18 protein-coding genes are annotated in these 18,858 nt (G+C 61.7%); 13 read left to right on the top strand and 5 right to left on the bottom strand.

Features of this window, described 5'->3' with window-relative positions; all coding sequences use genetic code 11:
* Positions 1-30: 30 nt before the first annotated feature.
* Entirely contained in the window at positions 31-1,011 is a 981-nt protein-coding gene (locus tag JDW18_RS06185) for a tripartite tricarboxylate transporter substrate binding protein BugE (protein WP_218242820.1), read from the bottom strand.
* A gap of 236 nt (positions 1,012-1,247) precedes the next feature.
* On the opposite strand from JDW18_RS06185, the gene JDW18_RS06180 reads away from it, so the two are divergent.
* Positions 1,248-2,156 (top strand): AEC family transporter, encoded by a 909-nt coding sequence (locus JDW18_RS06180; RefSeq protein ID WP_218242819.1) that lies wholly within the window; start codon positions 1,248-1,250, stop codon positions 2,154-2,156.
* A gap of 62 nt (positions 2,157-2,218) precedes the next feature.
* Here JDW18_RS06180 and queG read toward each other — a convergent pair whose 3' ends face one another.
* Positions 2,219-3,259, bottom strand: coding sequence for a tRNA epoxyqueuosine(34) reductase QueG (gene queG, locus JDW18_RS06175; RefSeq protein ID WP_218242818.1), 1,041 nt, complete (start codon positions 3,257-3,259; stop codon positions 2,219-2,221).
* A 12-nt stretch (positions 3,260-3,271) separates the two neighbouring features.
* Here queG and tsaE point away from each other — a divergent pair, with 12 nt between their 5' ends.
* The 3 genes from tsaE (at position 3,272) to JDW18_RS06160 (ending at position 5,667) form a co-directional block, all read left to right on the top strand.
* Complete coding sequence (tsaE, locus tag JDW18_RS06170; protein ID WP_218242817.1) at positions 3,272-3,793, top strand: tRNA (adenosine(37)-N6)-threonylcarbamoyltransferase complex ATPase subunit type 1 TsaE; 522 nt, start codon at positions 3,272-3,274, stop codon at positions 3,791-3,793.
* A complete protein-coding gene (locus JDW18_RS06165; RefSeq protein WP_218242816.1) occupies positions 3,790-5,310 on the top strand; it encodes an N-acetylmuramoyl-L-alanine amidase in 1,521 nt (506 codons plus the stop codon). Before tsaE ends, JDW18_RS06165 begins: the two co-directional genes overlap by 4 nt.
* A gap of 141 nt (positions 5,311-5,451) precedes the next feature.
* Complete coding sequence (locus JDW18_RS06160) at positions 5,452-5,667, top strand: glycine zipper 2TM domain-containing protein (protein ID WP_218242815.1); 216 nt, start codon at positions 5,452-5,454, stop codon at positions 5,665-5,667.
* A 123-nt stretch (positions 5,668-5,790) separates the two neighbouring features.
* Here JDW18_RS06160 and JDW18_RS06155 read toward each other — a convergent pair whose 3' ends face one another.
* A complete protein-coding gene (locus tag JDW18_RS06155) occupies positions 5,791-6,444 on the bottom strand; it encodes a DedA family protein (protein WP_218242814.1) in 654 nt (217 codons plus the stop codon).
* A gap of 380 nt (positions 6,445-6,824) precedes the next feature.
* On the opposite strand from JDW18_RS06155, the gene JDW18_RS06150 reads away from it, so the two are divergent.
* The 3 genes from JDW18_RS06150 (at position 6,825) to gdhA (ending at position 11,431) form a co-directional block, all read left to right on the top strand.
* Entirely contained in the window at positions 6,825-7,076 is a 252-nt protein-coding gene (locus JDW18_RS06150) for a hypothetical protein (RefSeq protein WP_218242813.1), read from the top strand.
* Between the two features lie 130 nt (positions 7,077-7,206).
* The gene (gene mutL / locus JDW18_RS06145) at positions 7,207-9,429 is read left to right on the top strand and encodes a DNA mismatch repair endonuclease MutL (protein ID WP_218242812.1); all 2,223 of its coding nucleotides are present in this window, start codon (positions 7,207-7,209) and stop codon (positions 9,427-9,429) included.
* A gap of 655 nt (positions 9,430-10,084) precedes the next feature.
* Positions 10,085-11,431, top strand: a complete 1,347-nt coding sequence (gdhA, locus tag JDW18_RS06140) for an NADP-specific glutamate dehydrogenase (RefSeq protein ID WP_218242811.1) — start codon at positions 10,085-10,087, stop codon at positions 11,429-11,431.
* Between the two features lie 72 nt (positions 11,432-11,503).
* Here gdhA and JDW18_RS06135 read toward each other — a convergent pair whose 3' ends face one another.
* A complete protein-coding gene (locus tag JDW18_RS06135) occupies positions 11,504-12,148 on the bottom strand; it encodes a Crp/Fnr family transcriptional regulator (protein ID WP_218242810.1) in 645 nt (214 codons plus the stop codon).
* A 91-nt stretch (positions 12,149-12,239) separates the two neighbouring features.
* Here JDW18_RS06135 and JDW18_RS06130 point away from each other — a divergent pair, with 91 nt between their 5' ends.
* From JDW18_RS06130 to JDW18_RS06110, 5 genes are all read left to right on the top strand, one after another.
* Complete coding sequence (locus JDW18_RS06130; protein WP_218242809.1) at positions 12,240-12,938, top strand: hypothetical protein; 699 nt, start codon at positions 12,240-12,242, stop codon at positions 12,936-12,938.
* 196 nt (positions 12,939-13,134) lie between these two features.
* Positions 13,135-14,148 (top strand): porin, encoded by a 1,014-nt coding sequence (locus JDW18_RS06125; protein WP_246610294.1) that lies wholly within the window; start codon positions 13,135-13,137, stop codon positions 14,146-14,148.
* 114 nt (positions 14,149-14,262) lie between these two features.
* Entirely contained in the window at positions 14,263-15,864 is a 1,602-nt protein-coding gene (locus tag JDW18_RS06120) for an alkaline phosphatase D family protein (RefSeq protein ID WP_218242808.1), read from the top strand.
* Between the two features lie 104 nt (positions 15,865-15,968).
* Entirely contained in the window at positions 15,969-16,391 is a 423-nt protein-coding gene (locus JDW18_RS06115; RefSeq protein ID WP_218242807.1) for a cupin domain-containing protein, read from the top strand.
* Positions 16,392-16,457: 66 nt separating this feature from the next.
* Positions 16,458-16,823 carry a YfeK family protein gene (locus JDW18_RS06110; protein ID WP_218242806.1) on the top strand — a complete coding sequence of 122 codons (366 nt, stop codon included), beginning with the start codon at positions 16,458-16,460 and terminating at the stop codon, positions 16,821-16,823.
* Between the two features lie 19 nt (positions 16,824-16,842).
* Here the strand turns inward: JDW18_RS06110 and JDW18_RS06105 are convergent, their stop codons facing one another.
* Positions 16,843-17,721 (bottom strand): methylglyoxal synthase, encoded by an 879-nt coding sequence (locus JDW18_RS06105; protein WP_218242805.1) that lies wholly within the window; start codon positions 17,719-17,721, stop codon positions 16,843-16,845.
* 196 nt (positions 17,722-17,917) lie between these two features.
* On the opposite strand from JDW18_RS06105, the gene JDW18_RS06100 reads away from it, so the two are divergent.
* Entirely contained in the window at positions 17,918-18,778 is an 861-nt protein-coding gene (locus tag JDW18_RS06100) for an alpha/beta hydrolase (RefSeq protein WP_218242804.1), read from the top strand.
* The last annotated feature ends 80 nt before the right edge of the window (positions 18,779-18,858 follow it).

Genomic DNA, 18,858 nt, shown 5'->3' with positions numbered 1-18,858 from the left:
GCGCTACCAAGTCAGTAGCGCATCACGACATCAATCCAGTGTCAGCTTCTGCTTGGCCACCACTTGCTTGTAGGTTTCGAACTCTTCCTTCAGCTCCTTGGCGAATTCCTGAGGCGAGTTGCCCACCACCAGCGAGCCGGTGTCTTCAATGCGCTTCTTCACTGCGGGGTCCTGCAGCACCTTCTTCACAGCGGCGTTGATCTTATCGACCACGGCCTTGTCCATGCCCTTGGGGCCCAGGATGCCGTAAGAAGCCATGCGGTTGACCTGGGGCAGGCCCACTTCCTTGAAGGTGGGCACATCAGGCAACACAGCCAGACGCTGGGGTGCGGCCACGACGATGGCCTTGAGGCGGTTGTCCTTGATGAAGGGCAGCGCCGAAGGCAGGTTGTCCAGAATCATGGGAATCTGGCCGGCAACCGCATCGTTCAGTGCCGGGCCTGCGCCGCGGTAAGGAACGTGGGTCATTTCAATGCCCGTCAGCGACTTGTACAGCTCCATCAGCATGTGCTGGATGCCGCCCGTGCCGGAGGAGCCATAGGAGTACTTGTTGGGATGGCCCTTGAGCTCTGCCTCAAACGCCTTGTAGTTGGCGCTGCCAGCGAACTTGGGGTTCACGGCGATCACATTGGGCGTGGCCGCAATGTTGATGATGGGCGTGAAGTCCGTCAGCGGGTTGTAGGGCGTCTTGGGGTTGATGGCCGGGTTGGTGGCCATGGTGGACAACGTGGAGATGCCCAGGTTGTAGCCATCGGGCTTTTGGCGTGCGGTTTCCTGCGCGCCAATCACGCCGCCGCCGCCGCCCTTGTTGTCCACCACCACGGACTGGCCCAGCTCCTTGGAGAGAGGCTCGGCGATCACGCGGGCGATGATGTCAGTCGTACCGCCTGCTGCGAAGGGCACCAGCAGCTTGATGGGCTTGGTGGGGTAGTTGGCCTGCGCCATCACAGCGGTCGAAAAACCTGCGGTTGCCAGAGCCAGGGTCAGGCCCATGTACATGCGACGATTCATGAAGGGGTCTCCTTATGAGTTCTGAAATTGACGGCTGATAGTAAGTGCCGATAAAAAACCGGCATCTTGTTATTAGCCCTTATTTCTAGGTATTTACCCCAGATACCTGCAAATTCTTTGAACCGAATCAAAGTTCATAGCTGATAACGTAATCCCCACAAGTAAGTACTACCGCTTACGTATCTGCCGACAGCTTTTTCTCAGCAAGCACCTGCCACCGCCTATGCTTGCGGGCCGTGAACTATCTCGAACTGCTTTTCCCCGACTTCGCGCTCATCGTGCTCGGTTATGTGCTGTGCCGCTTCACGCCCATCAACCGCAGCGTGTGGCAGCCGGTGGAGCAGCTGGTGTACTACCTGCTGTTTCCCGTGCTGCTGTTTCACTCCATCACGCGCAACCCGATTCAGTGGGGCGAGGCCAGCCAGTTGCTGGCCGCTGGCGTGCTGGGCGGGCTTGCAGGCATTGCGCTGACGTACAGCCTGCCCCACCTGCCCTGGCTGGGCAAACGCATTGATGCCCGCAGCTATGCGGGCGCGGCGCAGGTGGCGTTTCGCTTCAACTCCTTCATTGCGCTGGCGCTGGTGTCGCGGCTGGCGGGGCCGGATGGACTGCTCTATGTCTCGGTGTTGATTGGCGTTTCGGTGCCGCTGTTCAATGTGGCCGCTGTCTGGCCCATGTCGCGCGGCAGCGGCCAGCCATTTGTGGGGCAGTTGCTGCGTAACCCGCTCATCATTGCCACCGTCAGCGCCCTGCTGTTCAATGCGGCGGGCCTGAAGATTCCCGCGCTGATCGAAACACCGGTGGCGCGCCTGGGCGCTGCCTCCATTGCGCTGGGGCTGATGGCTGCGGGTGCGGGCCTCAAGCTCAGCGCGCTGGCCAGCAACAAGCTGCTGGCGGGCGAGCTGCTGCTGATTCGGCATGCCATTCAGCCGCTGATTGCGTTTGCCATGGTCAAGCTGTTCCAGCTCAACCAGCCACAGGCCATTGCGCTGATGGCTTTTTCCAGCCTGCCCACGGCCTCATCGTGCTATGTGCTGGCGGTGCGCATGGGCTATGAAGGGTCGCTGGTGGCCAGCCTGATTTCGCTGTCCACCATGCTGGGTGTACTCAGCCTGCCGTTTGGCTTGTGGCTGATTGGCATCTGAGATATCAAAAAGATAGCTGCTAGCCTATATACCTTATGGACTACAAGCCAATTTCATTCAAATCAAGCCCGCTGCGCCAGCGCCCAGGCCACATGCTCGGCCACAACCGCGTCGGGGTGGTCGGCACGGCTTTGCAGCGCGGCTTTCAGCTCGGGCTGGCCGGTTTCACGCCAGGCATTGCCCAGCGCCACGGCCACATTGCGCAGCCAGCGTGCATGGCCTATGCGGCGAATCGGGCTGCCCTCGGTCACGCGCAAGAACGTGGCTTCATCCCAAGCAAAGAAATGCACCAGCTGCGTTCCCGCCAGTCCGGCGCGGGCATCAAAGTCCGGCAAGGTTGAGGCTTGCGCAAACTTGTTCCAGGGGCAGGCCAGCTGGCAGTCGTCACAGCCATAGATGCGGTTGGCCAGCAGCGGGCGCATGTCTTCGGGAATGCTGCCCGCGTGTTCGATGGTCAGGTACGAGATGCAGCGGCGGGCATCCACCTTGTGCGGCGCAACAATCGCGCCGGTGGGGCAGGCGTCCATGCACGACGAGCAACTGCCGCAGTGGGCGGTAACGGGCTCGGTCGCATCGAGTGCAAAGTCCACATAGATCTCGCCCAGAAAGAACATCGACCCGGCCTCGCGGCTGAGCACCAGCGTGTGCTTGCCGCGCCAGCCCTGGCCACTGCGGCTGGCCAGCTCCGCCTCCAGCACGGGGGCGGAATCGGTGAAGGCGCGGTGGCCGAAGGGACCAATATCCTGCGCAATGCGCTCGGCCAGCTTTTGCAGGCGGTTGCGCAGCACCTTGTGATAGTCCCGCCCACGGGCGTAGATGGAGACAGTGCCTTCATCGGGCCGATTGAGGCGATCCCATTCCACGGCTTGCCAGCCTTTGGATGTATCACGCGGTAAATAATCCATTCGTGCAGTGATCACACTCACCGTGCCGGGAACTAATTCCGCAGGGCGGGCTCGTTTCAATCCATGGGTCTGCATGTAATGCATCTCGCCATGAAACCCCTGCGCCAACCATTGCAGCAGACCGGGTTCTGCCGAGGACAAATCCACGCCTGCCACGCCGATTTGGGAAAATCCCAGCTCGCGAGCCCAGGCTTGCATCAAAGGAACCAATTGACTGCTGCTCAACATACACCCCGAATTGTAGGAAGCGAGCCCCTACCTGCGCTGGCGCAGCGCCAGATAGTCTGGCAAAGCGAACAAGATACCGAGCACTTTGCCCAGCAACTGGCCGCCCTGCCCCAGCTGCGCAACGCCTATGTCACGCTGCACGGCGACCTGGGCGCAGGCAAGACCACGCTGGTGCGCCACTGGCTGCGCGCCCTGGGTGTGCAGGGCCGCATCAAAAGCCCCACCTATGCGGTGGTGGAGCCGCATGAGGCGGGCGATCTGTCCATCTGGCACTTTGACTTCTACCGCTTTGATGACCCACGCGAATGGGAAGACGCGGGTTTTCGCGACATCTTTGCCAGCACCGGACTCAAACTGGCAGAATGGCCTGAAAAGGCCGCAGCAGTGACACCTGTTGCGGATGTAGCTATTCATATTGAAGCAATTGACGACGTGCAACGGCAGGTGACACTCAAAGCAGGCACCCTCGCTGGCTGCACGGTGCTTGAAGCATTAACGGCATGAGCAAAACAACTTCCACCACGGTTTCTTCGGGGCTGTCGCGTCGCAATCTGCTGCAGGCGGGCGGCGTGGTTCTGCTGCTGGGTCGCCAGCACATCGCGCAAGGCGCCACCATCGTGGCCGTGCGTATCTGGCCCGCGCCCGACTATTCGCGCATTACGCTGGAATCCGATATTCCGCTGACCGCCAAACCTATTTTTGTGCCATCGCCCCCGCGCCTGGCCGTGGATGTGGAAGGTCTGGACCTGAACCCGGCGCTCAAGGAACTGGTGGCCAAGGTTCGTTCGGACGACCCCAATATCTCCAGCATCCGCGTGGGCCAGTTCGCGCCCGGCGTGGTGCGTCTGGTCATCGACCTCAAGCAGGAAGCCCGCCCCCAGGTCTTTACGCTGCCGCCCGTGCCGCCCTACAAAAACCGTCTGGTGCTGGACCTGTACCCCGCCAAGGCCGTGGACCCGATGGAGGCGCTCATCAGCGAACGCCTGCGCGATGCGGGCTCTCATACAGCGACAGCCCCCACACCAGCTGCCAGCGGCAGCACCATCACCACGCCCCCGCCTGCAGTGGCCGCATCCCCTGTGGACCCGCTGGGCGACCTGATTGCCGAGCGCAACCAGCGCACGCCCGCACCAGCGGCTCTGCCCGCGCCCGTGCCGCCACCGGTAACGATTGCGCAAGCCCCCGTGCCTGCGCCCCCTCCTGTGGCAGTCGCCCGGCCCACGCCGCCCCCTCCACCACCCGCCCCGGCGCCTGCGCCACGGGCAGCCCCCAATATCGCCACCTCACGCAGCACCGACCGCATCATCATCGTGGCGCTGGACCCTGGCCACGGCGGTGAAGACCCCGGCGCCACCGGCCCCAGCGGTCTGCGCGAAAAAGACGTGGTGCTCAGAATCGGCCACCTGCTGCGCGAGCGCATCAATGACTCACGCATAGGCGGCAGCCCCATGCGCGCCTTCATGACGCGTGATGCCGACTTCTTCGTGCCCCTGGCCACCCGCGTGGACAAAGCCCGCCGCGTGCAGGCCGACCTGTTCATCAGCATTCACGCCGACGCCTTCACCACCCCTGCCGCACGCGGCGCCAGCGTGTTTGCACTCAGCGAACGCGGCGCATCCAGCACGGCAGCGCGCTGGCTGGCCAACAAGGAAAACCAGGCCGATCTGGTCGGCGGCCTCAACGTAGGCGGCCTGCAGGATCAGCATGTGCAGCGCATGCTGCTGGACATGAGCACCACCGCGCAGATCAAGGACAGCCTCAAGCTCGGCACCTCGCTGCTGGGTGAAATTGGCTCCATGGCCAAGCTGCACAAGGCCCGCGTGGAGCAGGCTGGCTTTGCCGTGCTCAAGGCGCCCGACATTCCCAGCGTGCTGGTGGAAACCGCTTTCATCAGCAACCCCGAGGAAGAAGCCAAGCTCCGCAGCAGCACCTATCAGGAACAACTGGCCGATGCGCTGATGACCGGCATTCGCAAATACTTTGCTCACAATCCGCCGCTGGCACGCAGCCGCACGGTCTGAGCAGACGGCCTAGACATGCAACCGGCCTGCTGCGACAAGGGCTTGGCTGCATGTCCTACTGACGAAAAGCCGCCTCAGGTTCACCATGGAGTCATGTTCCTGAAGGCCGTTTCATTGCATCGGCCGCTACCGGAGATTTCCATGAAACTGCGTACTATTGCCCTGACCGCCGCTGCCGCCCTGACCCTTGCCATGGCTGGCTGCTCCACCAACCCTTCCAACGCACAGATTGGCACCGGCGTAGGCGCCGTGGCTGGCGGTGTCGTTGGCAACGCCGTGCTGGGCGGCACTCTGGGCACCGTAGGCGGCGCAGCCGCTGGCGCCCTGATTGGCAACGAAGTGGGCAAGCGCCAGTAATCACTGCGCTGAACCCTTCCAGCAGAAAGGCCCCGAACAATCGGGGCCTTTTTTACGTCTGCATTTTTATATTTTTCGGCTGCAGCGCCTACAGATCAAGCGCTGCACGCTATCAAAACAGCATCAAGCCGATCGGGCTTTCTCTGCCTTGCCTGCGCGCCAGGCGCCAAACACGGCAATCAGCCCCGGCACCAGAATCAGGCCCCAGATGATTTTTTCCAGGTTGTTCTTGACCCATTCCATATTGCCGAAGAAGTAGCCCGCAGCGCTGATGCCCAGCACCCACAGGCAAGCCCCGATGACATTGAACATGCTGAACTTGGAGCGGCTCATATGCGCCACGCCCGCCACAAACGGCGCAAAGGTACGGATAAAGGGCATGAAGCGCGCCATGATGATGGTCACGCCGCCGTAGCGCTCATAAAAATTATTGGCCTGATCAAAGGCCTTGCGGTTGAACCAGCGCGAGTCTTCCCACTGAAAGACCTTGGGTCCCAGATAGCGGCCAATCGTGTAGTTGCTCTGGTCGCCCAGAATGGCCGCGGCCAGCAGCACCACCACCGCCAGCGGATAGCTCATGTACCCGGCGCCGCACAGCGCGCCGACAATGAACATCAGTGAGTCACCGGGCAGGAAGGGCATGACCACCACGCCGGTTTCCACGAACACGATGATGAACAGCAAGGCATACACCCAGGGCCCGTAGGCCACGACAAACGCTTCCAGGTGCTTGTCGATATGCAGGATGAAGTCGATCAGAAACTGAATGATTTCCAAAACACAGTCCTCAAAAAATGGATGGCCCGCATCTGCAGGCCGCGCTGCGTAATGTACTGCGAGCCGCAAAGCCCGCAGGCGCATCCGACCTCGCAAAGCTGCCATGTTTTTGAGAGCAAACTCACAGACTCTTGCAGCAAGCTACAAACACTGCGCAATATGCGCTGTTTGTTACAAGTTTTGATAAATCTATACGTCAACAAGACGTCAGCTTGCGATTTCTGCTGGCACAGTAGAGGTGTGTCACAGCAAGCCGTGCATTGCCAGCCATGACATCAGGGCCCAGCCCTGTCAGTGCAGCGTTTCTCACCTCCCTATTTCAGAGGATTACGCAGAAGCCAGACCACTTCCATAACTAGCACGCTGAGAGGAATACGAGCATGAACAAGATCACTAAGCGCTACGGCAAGGCCCTGACTCTGGCTGTTGCCCTGACAGGTGCCCTGGCCCTGGGTGGTTGCGCCCATGGCCCCAGCCGTCAGCAAGTCGGTATCGGCGCAGGCGCCGTTGCCGGTGGTGCCGTGGGCAATATGCTGTTCGGCGGCCCTGTGGGCACCGTTGGTGGCGCTGCCGCCGGTGCGCTGCTGGGCAATGAGCTGACCCGTGGTGGCGGCCGTGGCCACCGCCACTAAATCAGCCCGCTGAATCAGCAGGTATTTGCTGCAAAAGAGCTGCCGCCCAGGCAGCTCTTTTTGTTTTTGCCTTTGCCCGGCACACGCACACAAAAGCTCAATGCCCGGCCGACATCCGCTCCAGCCTAGAATGATCGGCGTGAACGCATCCAGCCCCGAACTCTCCCCCGCCCTCACAGAAACTACCGCGCAAGCTGCCCCTGCGCGACGGCCGATTCGTGACCTTCCCGATGAGCTGATCAGCCAGATCGCCGCTGGCGAGGTCGTGGAGCGCCCGGCCTCCGTGGTGCGCGAGCTGGTGGACAACGCGCTGGACTCTGGCGCACGCCAGATCAATGTGCGCCTGCTGGCCGGTGGTGTGCGCCTGATTGCAGTGGAAGACGATGGCTGTGGCATTCCGCAAGCCGAGCTGCCCGTGGCCCTGCGCCGCCATGCCACCAGCAAGATCACCGATCTGCATGACCTGGAAACCGTGGCCACCATGGGTTTTCGCGGTGAGGCGCTGGCGGCGATTGCCTCGGTTTCCGAGACCTCGATTTTTTCGCGCCCCGCAGGGCAGGAATCGGCATTTTTGCTGGACGCCCGCAGCGGTGAGCTGCGCCCCGCAGCCCGCAATCAGGGCACCACGGTGGAAGTCAAAGAGCTGTTCTTTTCCACCCCTGCACGGCGCAAATTCCTCAAGACCGATGCGACCGAGCTGGCGCACTGCATTGAATCCGTGCGCCGTCATGCGCTGGCACGGCCCGACGTGGGCTTTTCCATCTGGCACGAAGGCAAGCTGGTCGAGCAGTGGCGCGCTGCCAGTGGCGATTCGGAAGAAGCCATTTCCAGCCGTCTGGCCGATGTGCTGGGCGACAACTTCGTCAAGAACTCGCTGAGCGTGGACCACTGGTCTGGCGCCATCCACGTCACCGGCCGCGCAGGTATTCCTGACGCTGCCCGCTCGCGCCCCGACCACCAGTTCTGCTATGTCAATGGCCGCTTTGTGCGTGACAAGGTGCTGACCCACGCGGCCCGCGCTGCCTATGAAGATGTGCTGCACGGCAACAAGCAGCCCATCTACGCGCTCTATATCGAGATCGACCCCGCGCGCGTGGACGTGAACGTGCACCCTACCAAGATCGAAGTGCGCTTTCGCGACAGCCGCGAAGTGCACCAGGCCGTGCGCCACGCGATCGACAACGCACTGGCCGCACCACGCGCTGCCGCCGTGGTGGAAGCCGCAGCCCAGGAAGCCGCGCAGGATGCGGCACGCCAGCCCAGCCTGATTGACAGCGGTGCAGCCGCCGCCAAGCCTGCTGCCGCGCCCGCATGGCCCCAGACCCGCATGAGCTTTGGCGAAGAGCGGGCGGGAACCCAGGTCAGCGATCTGGCAAAGCTCTGGGCCCCGATGCGTGAACCTCTGCAAGAACCAACGCCGCAAGCAGCAGCAGCGGCAACAACGCCCTCGCACGCGCCGTTCAATGCGGCTGCGCAAGCCAGCTCACCCGCCCCTGCGGCAACCATTCCAGCACCTGCGGCCCAGGTGGCCAGCACACCGGTCACAGCATCGGCAGACGCTGACACATCAGGCATCAGGCTGCGCCCCTCTGGGCAATCAAGCTACTTTCAGTCAAAACCACCGGTAGCCCAGGCAAAGGAAGCGCCAGCAGCTATCAATTTTGAAGCCACCGCACCCTCTGCTGCGTCCGTATCAGCTCCCATTCCTGCCCCCGTTCCTGCACCGGCCGCAGCACCAGCCACTGACAACGCCCCCGTCTGGCCACTGGGCCGGGCCGTGGCACAAATTCATGGCGTGTACATCCTGGCGGAAAACTCTCAGGGCATGGTCATCGTGGACATGCACGCCGCGCATGAACGCATCGTCTATGAGCAGCTGAAAAACGCGGTGAACACGGACAACGGCAGCGAGCAGATTCCCAGCCAGCCGCTGCTGATTCCTGCCACCTTCGCCGCCACGCCCGAGGAAGTGGCCACCGCCGAAGAGCATGCCGACACCTTGCAGACGCTGGGCATGGAGATCTCCCCCTTCTCGCCCAAGACACTGGCCGTGCGCGCCGTGCCTGCCACGCTGGCTCAGGGCGATGCGGTGGAACTGGCCCGCAGCGTACTGGCCGAACTGGCCCAGCACGACGCCAGCACCGTGGTGCAGCGCGCCCGCAATGAAATTCTGGCCACCATGGCCTGCCACGGCGCGGTGCGTGCCAACCGCAAGCTCACCATCGACGAGATGAATGCGCTGCTGCGCCAGATGGAAGTGACCGAGCGTTCCGACCAGTGCAACCACGGCCGCCCCACCTGGCGCCAGCTGACCATGAAGGAGCTGGACGCGCTGTTCCTGCGCGGCCGCTGATAGCGCCACAGGGCAGTTGCTTCTGCAGCTTCTGAATGGCTCTTTGACCCGTTCGGCCATTGTCCGAATTGGGCTATTTGCTATTGAATCAGAAGCTGCCATCGATCTTTATTCATAGAGTTTTTCAAGGTTTGCACCAGAACTCTATAAATGCCTTGCGCCAGCCGCTCTGAATATCAGAGCAAAACCTGGCCGCATGCGCCATGCGGCGCCCTCACCCCAAATCGGCTCTACAGAACTGCGCCCACTGCCCGGGCTGCAGTTGCACGGGTGCGCCCAGAAAGTCCGGCAGATACAGCGGGCGCATCGTTCACCGCTCAGAACATCTCTCTGTCGTATGTTGCACCAACTTGGTGCTATCACAAATTGCGAAAACTCAGGAATTGCCAGGCCCCGTTTCGGCCGCTTTCAGGCGCTGTTTGCCTCTTGCTGAGGATTTTTTGCGACAAGGCGAGATGCAAACCCGCACATGAAATGCACCATCTAAGTGCTTGGTTTGTAAGAAAAAACCTCACGTTCATGCACTATTAAATAGCAGACTCGCACCAGATTTGCGCCGTCATGCACCGAATCCATGCATGACGGCATAACTTTTTGGCATAATCTTGGTTTCGCGAGTTTCAGCGCATCTCCCCGTCTAGTCAGAAAGTTCTCTATGAAGTACGAGTCCGTAGGCCAATTCCTGGAAGAAGTGGCACAACGCAATCCCGGTCAGCCCGAATTCCTGCAAGCCGTCACCGAAGTGATGGAAAGCCTGTGGCCCTTCATCGAGAAGAATCCCAAGTACGCCGAACACGCTCTGCTGGAGCGCCTGGTTGAGCCCGAGCGCATCATCCAGTTCCGCGTGAGCTGGACGGACGACAAGGGCCAGGTGCAAGTGAACCGCGGCTTCCGCATTCAGCACAGCATGGCCATCGGCCCCTTCAAGGGCGGCCTGCGCTTCCACCCCTCGGTCAACCAGTCCGTGCTGAAGTTCCTGGCTTTCGAGCAGACCTTCAAGAACGCACTGACCACACTGCCCATGGGCGGCGGCAAGGGCGGCTCTGACTTCGACCCCAAGGGCAAGAGCCCAGCCGAAGTCATGCGCTTCTGCCAGGCTTTCGTGTCCGAGCTGTTCCGCCACGTGGGCCCTGACACCGACGTGCCAGCTGGCGACATCGGCGTGGGTGGCCGCGAAGTGGGCTACATGGCCGGCATGTACAAGAAGCTGTCGAACACCGCTTCTTCCGTGTTCACCGGCAAGGGTCTGTCGTTTGGCGGCTCGCTGATTCGCCCTGAAGCCACCGGCTACGGCACCGTGTACTTTGCCCGCGAAATGCTGGCCACACGCGGCCTGTCCTTCGAAGGCAAGACTGTCTCCGTGTCCGGTTCGGGCAATGTGGCGCAGTACGCCGTGGAAAAGGCCATGGAGCTGGGCGCCAAGGTTGTGACCGTGTCCGACTCCTCGGGCACCGTGTACGACGCTGCGGGCTTCACCACCGAAAAGCTGGCCATCCTGATGGATGTGAAGAACAACAAGTACGGCCGCGTCAGCGACTACGCCAAGCTGGTTTCCGGCGTGGAATTCCTGGCTGGCAAGTGCCCATGGTCCATCAAGGTGGACGTGGCCCTGCCTTGCGCTACGCAAAACGAGCTGACCGAAGCCGATGCTAAGACACTGATCGCCAACGGCGTGCTGTGCGTGGCTGAAGGCGCGAACATGCCTTCGACCAACGAAGCTGCCAAGGCTTTCGAAACTGCTGGCGTGCTCTACGCTCCCGGCAAGGCATCCAACGCTGGTGGCGTGGCCACTTCCGGTCTGGAAATGTCGCAAAACTCGGCTCGCCTGTCCTGGCCTGCTGAAGAAGTGGACGCACGTCTGCTGCAGATCATGCAAAGCATCCACGCCGCTTGCGTCAAGCACGGCAAGCGCGAAGACGGCACCATCAGCTACATCGACGGCGCCAACATCGCTGGCTTTGTGAAGGTGGCCGACGCCATGCTGGCACAAGGCGTGATCTAAGCATTCGCTGCTTGCACACCATCAAAAAGGCCCTTCGGGGCCTTTTTGCTTTTTTGCTTTTTGTGTTGTGCACTACAAGGCTTGAAGTGCAGCAGGATCCAGCAGCTCTATGGTGCCGTAACGCAAACGAATCAACCCCTGGTGCGACCACGTTTGCAGTTGCCGGTTGACGGTCTGGCGGGCCATGCCCAGCTGGGCGGCCAGCATTTCCTGGGAAATGCGCAGTGCGTTGCAGCCAGCGCCTTCTATCTGCGCCAGCGCCAGCAGCCGCGATGCCAAGCGCACCTTGAAGGGTTGTAGGCTGGCATCTTCAATCCACGCCACCGCTGCGCGAAAACGACTGCAAGACAGGCGCATCACGGCCAGCATGACGGCCGGATCGGCATTCACCGCCTGCCAGAAATCCGGTGCAGCCAGAACCGCCACTTCGGATGGCTCTGCGGCTTCGGCATAGAAGGCCCGGGCCCCTTCGTCCAGCAAGGGAATCTCACCAAACCAGTGGCCCGGCGGCAGAAAGCTGGCAAAAAACTGCTCCCCCTGCGCCGACAGAATGGACACCTGCAAACGCCCGCTCAGCACCAAAAACATGGCGCGGGGCTCGGAGCCCAGGGCAAACAGCTGCTCGCCTTTGCCCAGCAAACGGCGCGACGATGCGGCCAGAAACTGCTGCGAAACCGCTGGTGGCAGATGGCTGATGGGTTCGGAATGCGGCGTCATGCGTCCAATGCTTGAAAGTGCCAGAAAGTGACAGTCTTGCATCTTCATCAAGCCCAAGATGCGGGCATTGATTCAGACACCCGAGACTGTTATGTACGTTGGACACTTTGCCATTGGCTTGGCGCTCAAAGCCAAATTTCCCAAAACCCCCACCTTGCCCCTGCTGCTGGGCGTGGGGTTTCTGGATCTGCTGGACGGCCTTTTTATCGTGGCCGGCTTCAACACCGTCACCGCCAATTTGCAGGCAGGCCCCTATCTGTTCTTTGACCTCACCTTCATTGACTGGGACCACTCGCTGCTGATGGCGCTGTTCTGGTCCGCCGTCTGGGGCATGCTGTTCATCAAAGACAAGCGCGTTGCAGCCTTGGCCTTTGTGGCGGCGTTCTCGCACTTTGTGGCCGACTGGCCCATGCACAACAACGACCTGGCGCTCTTTCCCTATGCCGTGCAGCACTTTGGCCTGGGCGCCTGGGGCAAGCTGGGCACCTTGTCGTGGGTGCTGGAAGGGCTGTTTGCTCTGGCGCTGACGGCGTACGCCTGGCGCTCGGCCTGGTTGCGCGGGGCCAACTGGGCCTGGCCATGCGCCGTCTTGGTGCTGCTCTTTTTGAACCTGTCGCCATGGTTCTCGCCCATGAAGGAGGTGGCAACACTTGCGGAGCCCATGGCCCATATCAAGCACGGCATTTTGGTCACCGCGGGCTTTGTGGTGCCGGGCTTGCTGCTGACCTGGCTGATCAACCGCACCGAGCGACTGGCACGCCCCGCCGCTTCAATGCAAGTTCGCGGCTAGCCAGATGCATGGCCTCTCAGGCCTTCAGCACAGCCCTGCGTAAAAACTGCGCAGGCCGTGCCGGTATGCGCTGCTTGTCAGCGTCTTACGCGGGATTACCCTAGGATTCGCACCTTTCCTGCACCAGGCGCCCCGCCTGGCGCGCATCTTCCAACGCCCGGCAACCACCGGGCGCTTTGCATTCCTTTTTCCGACCGTGACCGCTTTGAACCGCGCCCTGCTGCTATCTGGCAGCGTTGCTCTGACCACCCTGACAGCTTCCCCCTTCGCCCAAGCCCAGCAAGCGCCCAACGGCACGCTGCAGGTGTATGGGCGTCTGAACACCTCGGTGGAAAGCGCGAAGATTGAGGGGCAATCCTCCGTCATGGGCCTGCAGAACAACGAATCCTTCTGGGGCCTGCGCGGCCAGGAAGATCTGGGGGGCGGCATGCAGGCGGGTTTTATTCTGGAGCATGGTTTTGAACTGGATACCGGCGCCAACACCGACACCAGCTACTTCAACCGCAAGAGCGAGGTGAACCTGTCGGGCCGCTTTGGCATGCTGCGCATGGGCCGCATGATCAGCGAGGCCTACTACGCCACGGCAGACGTGGTGAATATGCACAACTTCGACACCGGCAGCTCGGCCGATGCGCTGTACGCCTGGGTGTCCAACGGGGCCAACCATGTATCCTGGCAGTTGCCTGAATACAAGGGCCTGACGGTGGAGCTGGGCACCAGCTTGCATGAAAAGCAGGCCGAACCCAGCAAGAACGCCTGGGACCTGGCCGCCAACTATGAACTGGGCAACCTGTCGCTGGGCCTGGGCCATAACCGCTGGGGCGCTGCCGAGCAGACCACCGTGCGCGCCGCCTACACCACCGGCCCCTGGACGGTGGCTGGCTATCTGCAAAACAGCCATGGCTGGGACCAGGCCAACTATCAGGTTGATAGCAGCCAGCGCACCCGCAATATGGGCCGCGTGGCAGTTCAATACACAGATGGCCCCAGCGAATACCACCTGAACGTGGGCCATGCAGGCAAGGTGGGCGGCGAAGACGGAACCCAGGCCACGCAGTGGACACTGGCGTACAACTACAACTTCAGCAAGCGCACCAAGCTGTATGCGCTCTACACCCGCGTCAACAACCACGAGCACGCCAGCTACCAGACGGGCGAGCAAGGCGTGGGCTTCAGCTCAATTGCGCTGGGCATGCGCCATTACTTCTGAGCGTCTGATCCCTGCCTGGGTTTCCTTGAAATGTGAGCAAACAAGCCTGTATTCACGGGCTTGTCACAGCTCTTTAATAGGCTTGCAAGCCTGTTTACTTACAAGGACCCCACCATGGAACGCCGCCGCTTTTTAGGTCACGGACTGAGCACCAGCGCCCTCATCACCGGCGCAGGCCTGCTGCCCGCCGTGCTGCGCGCCCAGACAGCCCCTGCCGCCGTGACCCGCGACAGCGCCCGCGCCCTGCTGCCCTCCGGCGTGCAAAGCGGTGATGTGCTGGCCAACAGCGCCATCGTCTGGGCCCGCGCCAGCCGCGATGCCCGCATGTGGCTGGAATGGAGCACCACCGCCAGCTTTGCGCAAAGTACCCAACTGCGCGGCCCTGATCTGCTCAGCAGCAGCGACGGCACAGGCCGCATTGACCTGCAAGGCCTGCCAGCCGGTCAGGACATCTTCTACCGCGTGATGCTGGAAGAATTTGCCAGCGCCAATGTGCGCTCGCCCGCAGTTCAGGGGCATTTCCGCACCCCGTTGGCGGCCACGGGCGCAGCCACCCGCCCATTCCGTCTGGTCTGGAGCGGGGACACCGCAGGCCAGGGCTTTGGTATCAACGAAGCCTTTGGTGGCATGCGCATCTATGAACAGATGCGCAAGGTCAACCCCGATGTGTTTTTGCACAGCGGCGACACCATCTATGCCGATGGTCCCATCCCCGCTGAAATCAAGCTGCGCGATGGCACGATGTGGAAGAACATCGTCACACCCGAAGTCTCGAAAGTGGCCGAAACGCTCAACGAGTTCCGTGGCCGCCACCGCTACAACCTGATGGATGCCAATGTGCGGGCGCTGGGCAGCGAGGTCGCCCAGATCTGGCAGTGGGATGACCACGAAGTCACCAACAACTATTCTGATAGCAAGGACCTCACGTCCAACGCGGCCTACACCGAGAAAAACATCCAGCTGCTGGCAGCGCGTGGGCAACGCGCCTTCATGGAATACGCGCCCATGCGCAACTTTGGCGCGGCAGAGCACCAGCGCGTCTACCGCGTGCTGCCGCAAGGGCCGCTGGCCGATATCTTTGTGCTGGACATGCGCAGCTATCGCGGCCCGAATACGCACAATCTGCAAACCACAGAAAGTGCAGAAACCGCTTTCCTCGGTCGCCCGCAACTGCAATGGCTGATTGAAGGCCTCAAACAGAGCAAAGCCACCTGGAAGCTGATTGCCGCCGACATGCCTATCGGCCTGTTTGTTCCCGATGGCAAGGACGCCGAAGGCCGCCCCGTCTGGGAAGCCGTAGCCAATGGTGAACACGGCAGCCCCAAGGGCCGCGAGCTGGAAATGGCGCGCCTGCTCAAGGGCATCAAAGACGCGGGCATCAAGAACGTAGTCTGGCTCACCGCCGATGTGCACTACACCGCCGCCCACCACTACAGCCCGGACCGCGCCCAGTTTCAGGACTTTGACCCGTTCTGGGAATTTGTCTCCGGCCCGCTCAACGCAGGCGGCTTTGGCCCCAACGATGCCGACAAGACCTTTGGTCTGGACGTGGTCTACAGCAAGGCCGCACCGCATCAGAACTCGGCCCCCAGCGAGGGCTACCAGTTCTTTGGCCAGCTCGATATTGACCACCGCAGCAAGGCCTTGACCGTGGTACTCAAGGATCTGGATGGCAAATCGCTCTACACCAAGACGCTTGAGCCGCAGCGCGCCTGAACGCCCCGCCGCAGCTAGGGCTGGCCCCATGGCGTAGGACAGCCGCTCGCCAGTAAAAGAGACAGGTCTATCGCCTGTCTCTTTTTTCTTTCGGGAGGAAATCCATGTCCATCAACTACCGCGCCAGTTACGCCAGCCTGCTGTGTGCCAGCGCTTTCATGATCTTCAGCAGCAGCGCCATGGCACAGGCTGGTGCGCCCCAGGCCAGCGGCCTGACACGCACCATGGTCGGGAAAGCCGATGTCTCGGTGCCCGGGCGCGAAGCCGTGGTTGCCAAGGTGGAAGTCGCCCCTGGCTCGCGTGCGGGCCGTCACACCCATCCGGGCGACGAGATCAGCTATGTGAGCGAAGGCGAAGTCGATTTACTGATGGACGGCCAGCCGCCGCGCACCATCAAGGCGGGCGAATCCTTTGTTGTGCCTGCGGGCGTGGTACACGACGCCCACAACGCCAGCAGCGGCACCGTGAAGCTGATTGGCGTGTATGTGGTGGAAAAGGGCAAGCCACTGGCTACGCCTGCGCCCTGAACCTCTGCTTACCTATTGGCCAGTCGGCAATGCTTGGCGAAGGCCTTTGTTTTGTAACATGCCAGCATGAAAAAACTCACCACCGCACTGCTGATCGCTGCTTTGCCTCTGGCCGCTCTGGCCGAAAAGCCCACGCCGGCGGCCAGTCAGGAAATTGAGCATCTGATCGGTCACCTCAAGGCCTCGGGCTGCGAGTTTCAGCGCAACGGCAGCTGGTACGACAGCGCCAAAGCGGCCGAGCATCTGCGCGGCAAATACGACTATCTGCTGAAAAAAGGCTGGGTGGTGACTTCTGAAGACTTCATCACCCGCGCGGCTACCGAAAGCAGCATGAGCCACAAGCCCTATCAGGTGCGCTGCGCGGGCAAGGATGCCGAGCCCAGCGCGAGCTGGCTGCAGACCGAGCTCAAGCGCTACCGCGCCAGCAAATAAGCCCTGCCCTCAGCCTTCATCAGGCCGCGCCGCGCTTGAGCGCAGCGTCGCACCAGCGCTGCGCCACCTGGGGCGAGGTGCTGCACACCGCGTCGTGCGTCACGGTGGTCACGGCACGCTCCAGCAGCTGAATATCGGCCTCGTGCTGGCGGGCCACATGCGGGTCTTCAAAGAAGATGGCACGCTGGCAGCGCTTGTCCAGCACCAGGTCGGCAATCTGCGCATCGCCGCCCAGCGGGCCGCTGTTGTAGCGGTCCACCCAGGGCTTGTCGGCAGGCCAGCCCTTGCTCCAGGCCATTTCATTGAGCTTCTGGCCCGTGGTGCCCGTGCCCACGCGGCGGCGATAGCGGCTGAGCAGGTCAAAGTTACGCTCGGCAAACTCCAGCATGGTGGGCTTCATCGCATCGTGGGCAATCAGCGCCAGCGTCTGGTTTTCGTAGTCGTGAAAGCGGTCGGCATTGCGGTCACGCGGCAAACCGGCATGAATGCGCTCCATCTCGATCCAGTCCCGTGTGGAGGCCACGGTGGACAGAAAAGGCTTGCCGTGAATCACGCACTGGCGCTTCATGGCCAGCGCTTCGGGGAAGATGGAAGACGGGTCCACTGGGTCCATCAGGTAGATGGCGCCGTCCAGCGTGCGCTCGTCGCCTTCCATGCCCACCACTTCGGCCACCAGGCGCATCAGCCCGCCTTCACGGCCATAGGGGTAGCGCACCAGACCGCGGTAGCCCTGCAGCATGCCGGCAGCGGCAATGGCGTCATAGGTGCGGCCCACGGCATGAAAGCCCAGCTTGAGTTCGCGAATTCCGGCCTCGCAAGCGCGCAACAGGGAAAACAGTGCGGCATCTTCGGTTTGATGATGCAGTTTGTTAGCGGCCAGGCCCAGGCAGATCGGCATATCGAATAAATCCTAAAACAGCCTCTAGCGCAATGATTGCATGCGCTTTCAGCTATCAAAATGAGAGTTTCACAGATCAAACACCCACTAGCGTAGCGCCAATTGATGACGCTGATGCCGAGATGACAGGTGCTGCAGCCATACTTGTGCAGTTCCTGACATCCATTGTCCTTCACCGTTTCACCCACTCACACCCATGTCTGCCGTTGCTTTCTGGTCCCGCAAGCGCCTGTTCTTCGGCGCCATGGCCGTGCTGCTGGCGGGCGGCGCGGCGTGGGGGCTGAAAGAGCTGGATGCCAAGCAGCGCGTGTGGATCTTCCAGCCCAGCAACCGCACCTGGCCGGGCGCCAACACGGCGGGCATGCAGGAAGTCGATATTCCCTACACCACGCGCAGCGGCCAGAAGGTGCAGCTGCATGGCCTGTGGATGCCTGCCGCCCGCGCCAAGGCGCCGCAGCTTCTGTTTTTGCACGGTGCGCGCTGGAATGTGACGGGCTCGTCCCCGCGCATACGCAGGCTCAACGAACTGGGCTTTTCGGTGCTGGCGGTGGACTACCGGGGCTTTGGCAAAAGCAGCCATGCCCTGCCCTCTGAATCCACGGCCACCGAAGATGCCCGCGCCGCCTGGGACTGGCTGGCACGCAAGTCCCCAGGCCAGCCGCGCTATATCTTTGGCCATTCGCTGGGCGGCGCCATTGCGATTGATCTGGCCCGCGGCGTCAAGGATGAAAAAGGCGTGCTGGTCGAGTCCACCTTCACCAATATCCCCGATGTGTTTGACTCCATGCGCTGGGGCTGGCTGCCGGTGGACTGGCTGATTACCCAGCGCTTTGACTCCATCGACAAGGTGGCCGACATAGGCTCGCCGCTGCTGGTGGTGCACGGCACGGCTGACCCCTTGATTCCCGCCCGCCTGGGCCAGCAACTGTTTGATGCCGCCAAGGAGCCCAAGCGCTTCATTCTGGTGGACGGCGCCACCCACCACAACACTCAGGCCCGAGCCATGGGCGAGTACCGCAAGGCACTGCGTGAGCTGTTCGAACTGAATCCACGCTGAAGCACGCACCCACCAGCAGCGGGGCAGCGCCAGCCGCAAGGGCCAGCATCTCCAGATACTGTCTCGTCAGTACACTGAAA

This window comes from Comamonas fluminis (assembly GCF_019186805.1).
In the GTDB taxonomy this organism is placed as follows: domain Bacteria; phylum Pseudomonadota; class Gammaproteobacteria; order Burkholderiales; family Burkholderiaceae_C; genus Comamonas; species Comamonas fluminis.
This window is presented reverse-complemented; position numbering and strand designations above follow the sequence as displayed.

Bases quoted from the DNA above. Each gene is read 5' to 3' on its own strand.
- JDW18_RS06165 (WP_218242816.1), top strand. From the start codon at position 3,790: ATGAGCAAAACAACTTCCACCACGGTTTCTTCGGGGCTGTCGCGTCGC.
- JDW18_RS06115 (WP_218242807.1), top strand. From the start codon at position 15,969: ATGTCCATCAACTACCGCGCCAGTTACGCCAGCCTGCTGTGTGCCAGC.
- gdhA (WP_218242811.1), top strand. From the start codon at position 10,085: ATGAAGTACGAGTCCGTAGGCCAATTCCTGGAAGAAGTGGCACAACGC.
- JDW18_RS06105 (WP_218242805.1), bottom strand. From the start codon at position 17,721: ATGCCGATCTGCCTGGGCCTGGCCGCTAACAAACTGCATCATCAAACC.
- JDW18_RS06100 (WP_218242804.1), top strand. From the start codon at position 17,918: ATGTCTGCCGTTGCTTTCTGGTCCCGCAAGCGCCTGTTCTTCGGCGCC.
- JDW18_RS06160 (WP_218242815.1), top strand. From the start codon at position 5,452: ATGAAACTGCGTACTATTGCCCTGACCGCCGCTGCCGCCCTGACCCTT.
- JDW18_RS06130 (WP_218242809.1), top strand. From the start codon at position 12,240: ATGTACGTTGGACACTTTGCCATTGGCTTGGCGCTCAAAGCCAAATTT.
- mutL (WP_218242812.1), top strand. From the start codon at position 7,207: ATGATCGGCGTGAACGCATCCAGCCCCGAACTCTCCCCCGCCCTCACA.
- JDW18_RS06135 (WP_218242810.1), bottom strand. From the start codon at position 12,148: ATGACGCCGCATTCCGAACCCATCAGCCATCTGCCACCAGCGGTTTCG.
- queG (WP_218242818.1), bottom strand. From the start codon at position 3,259: ATGCAAGCCTGGGCTCGCGAGCTGGGATTTTCCCAAATCGGCGTGGCA.
- JDW18_RS06150 (WP_218242813.1), top strand. From the start codon at position 6,825: ATGAACAAGATCACTAAGCGCTACGGCAAGGCCCTGACTCTGGCTGTT.
- JDW18_RS06110 (WP_218242806.1), top strand. From the start codon at position 16,458: ATGAAAAAACTCACCACCGCACTGCTGATCGCTGCTTTGCCTCTGGCC.
- JDW18_RS06120 (WP_218242808.1), top strand. From the start codon at position 14,263: ATGGAACGCCGCCGCTTTTTAGGTCACGGACTGAGCACCAGCGCCCTC.
- JDW18_RS06185 (WP_218242820.1), bottom strand. From the start codon at position 1,011: ATGAATCGTCGCATGTACATGGGCCTGACCCTGGCTCTGGCAACCGCA.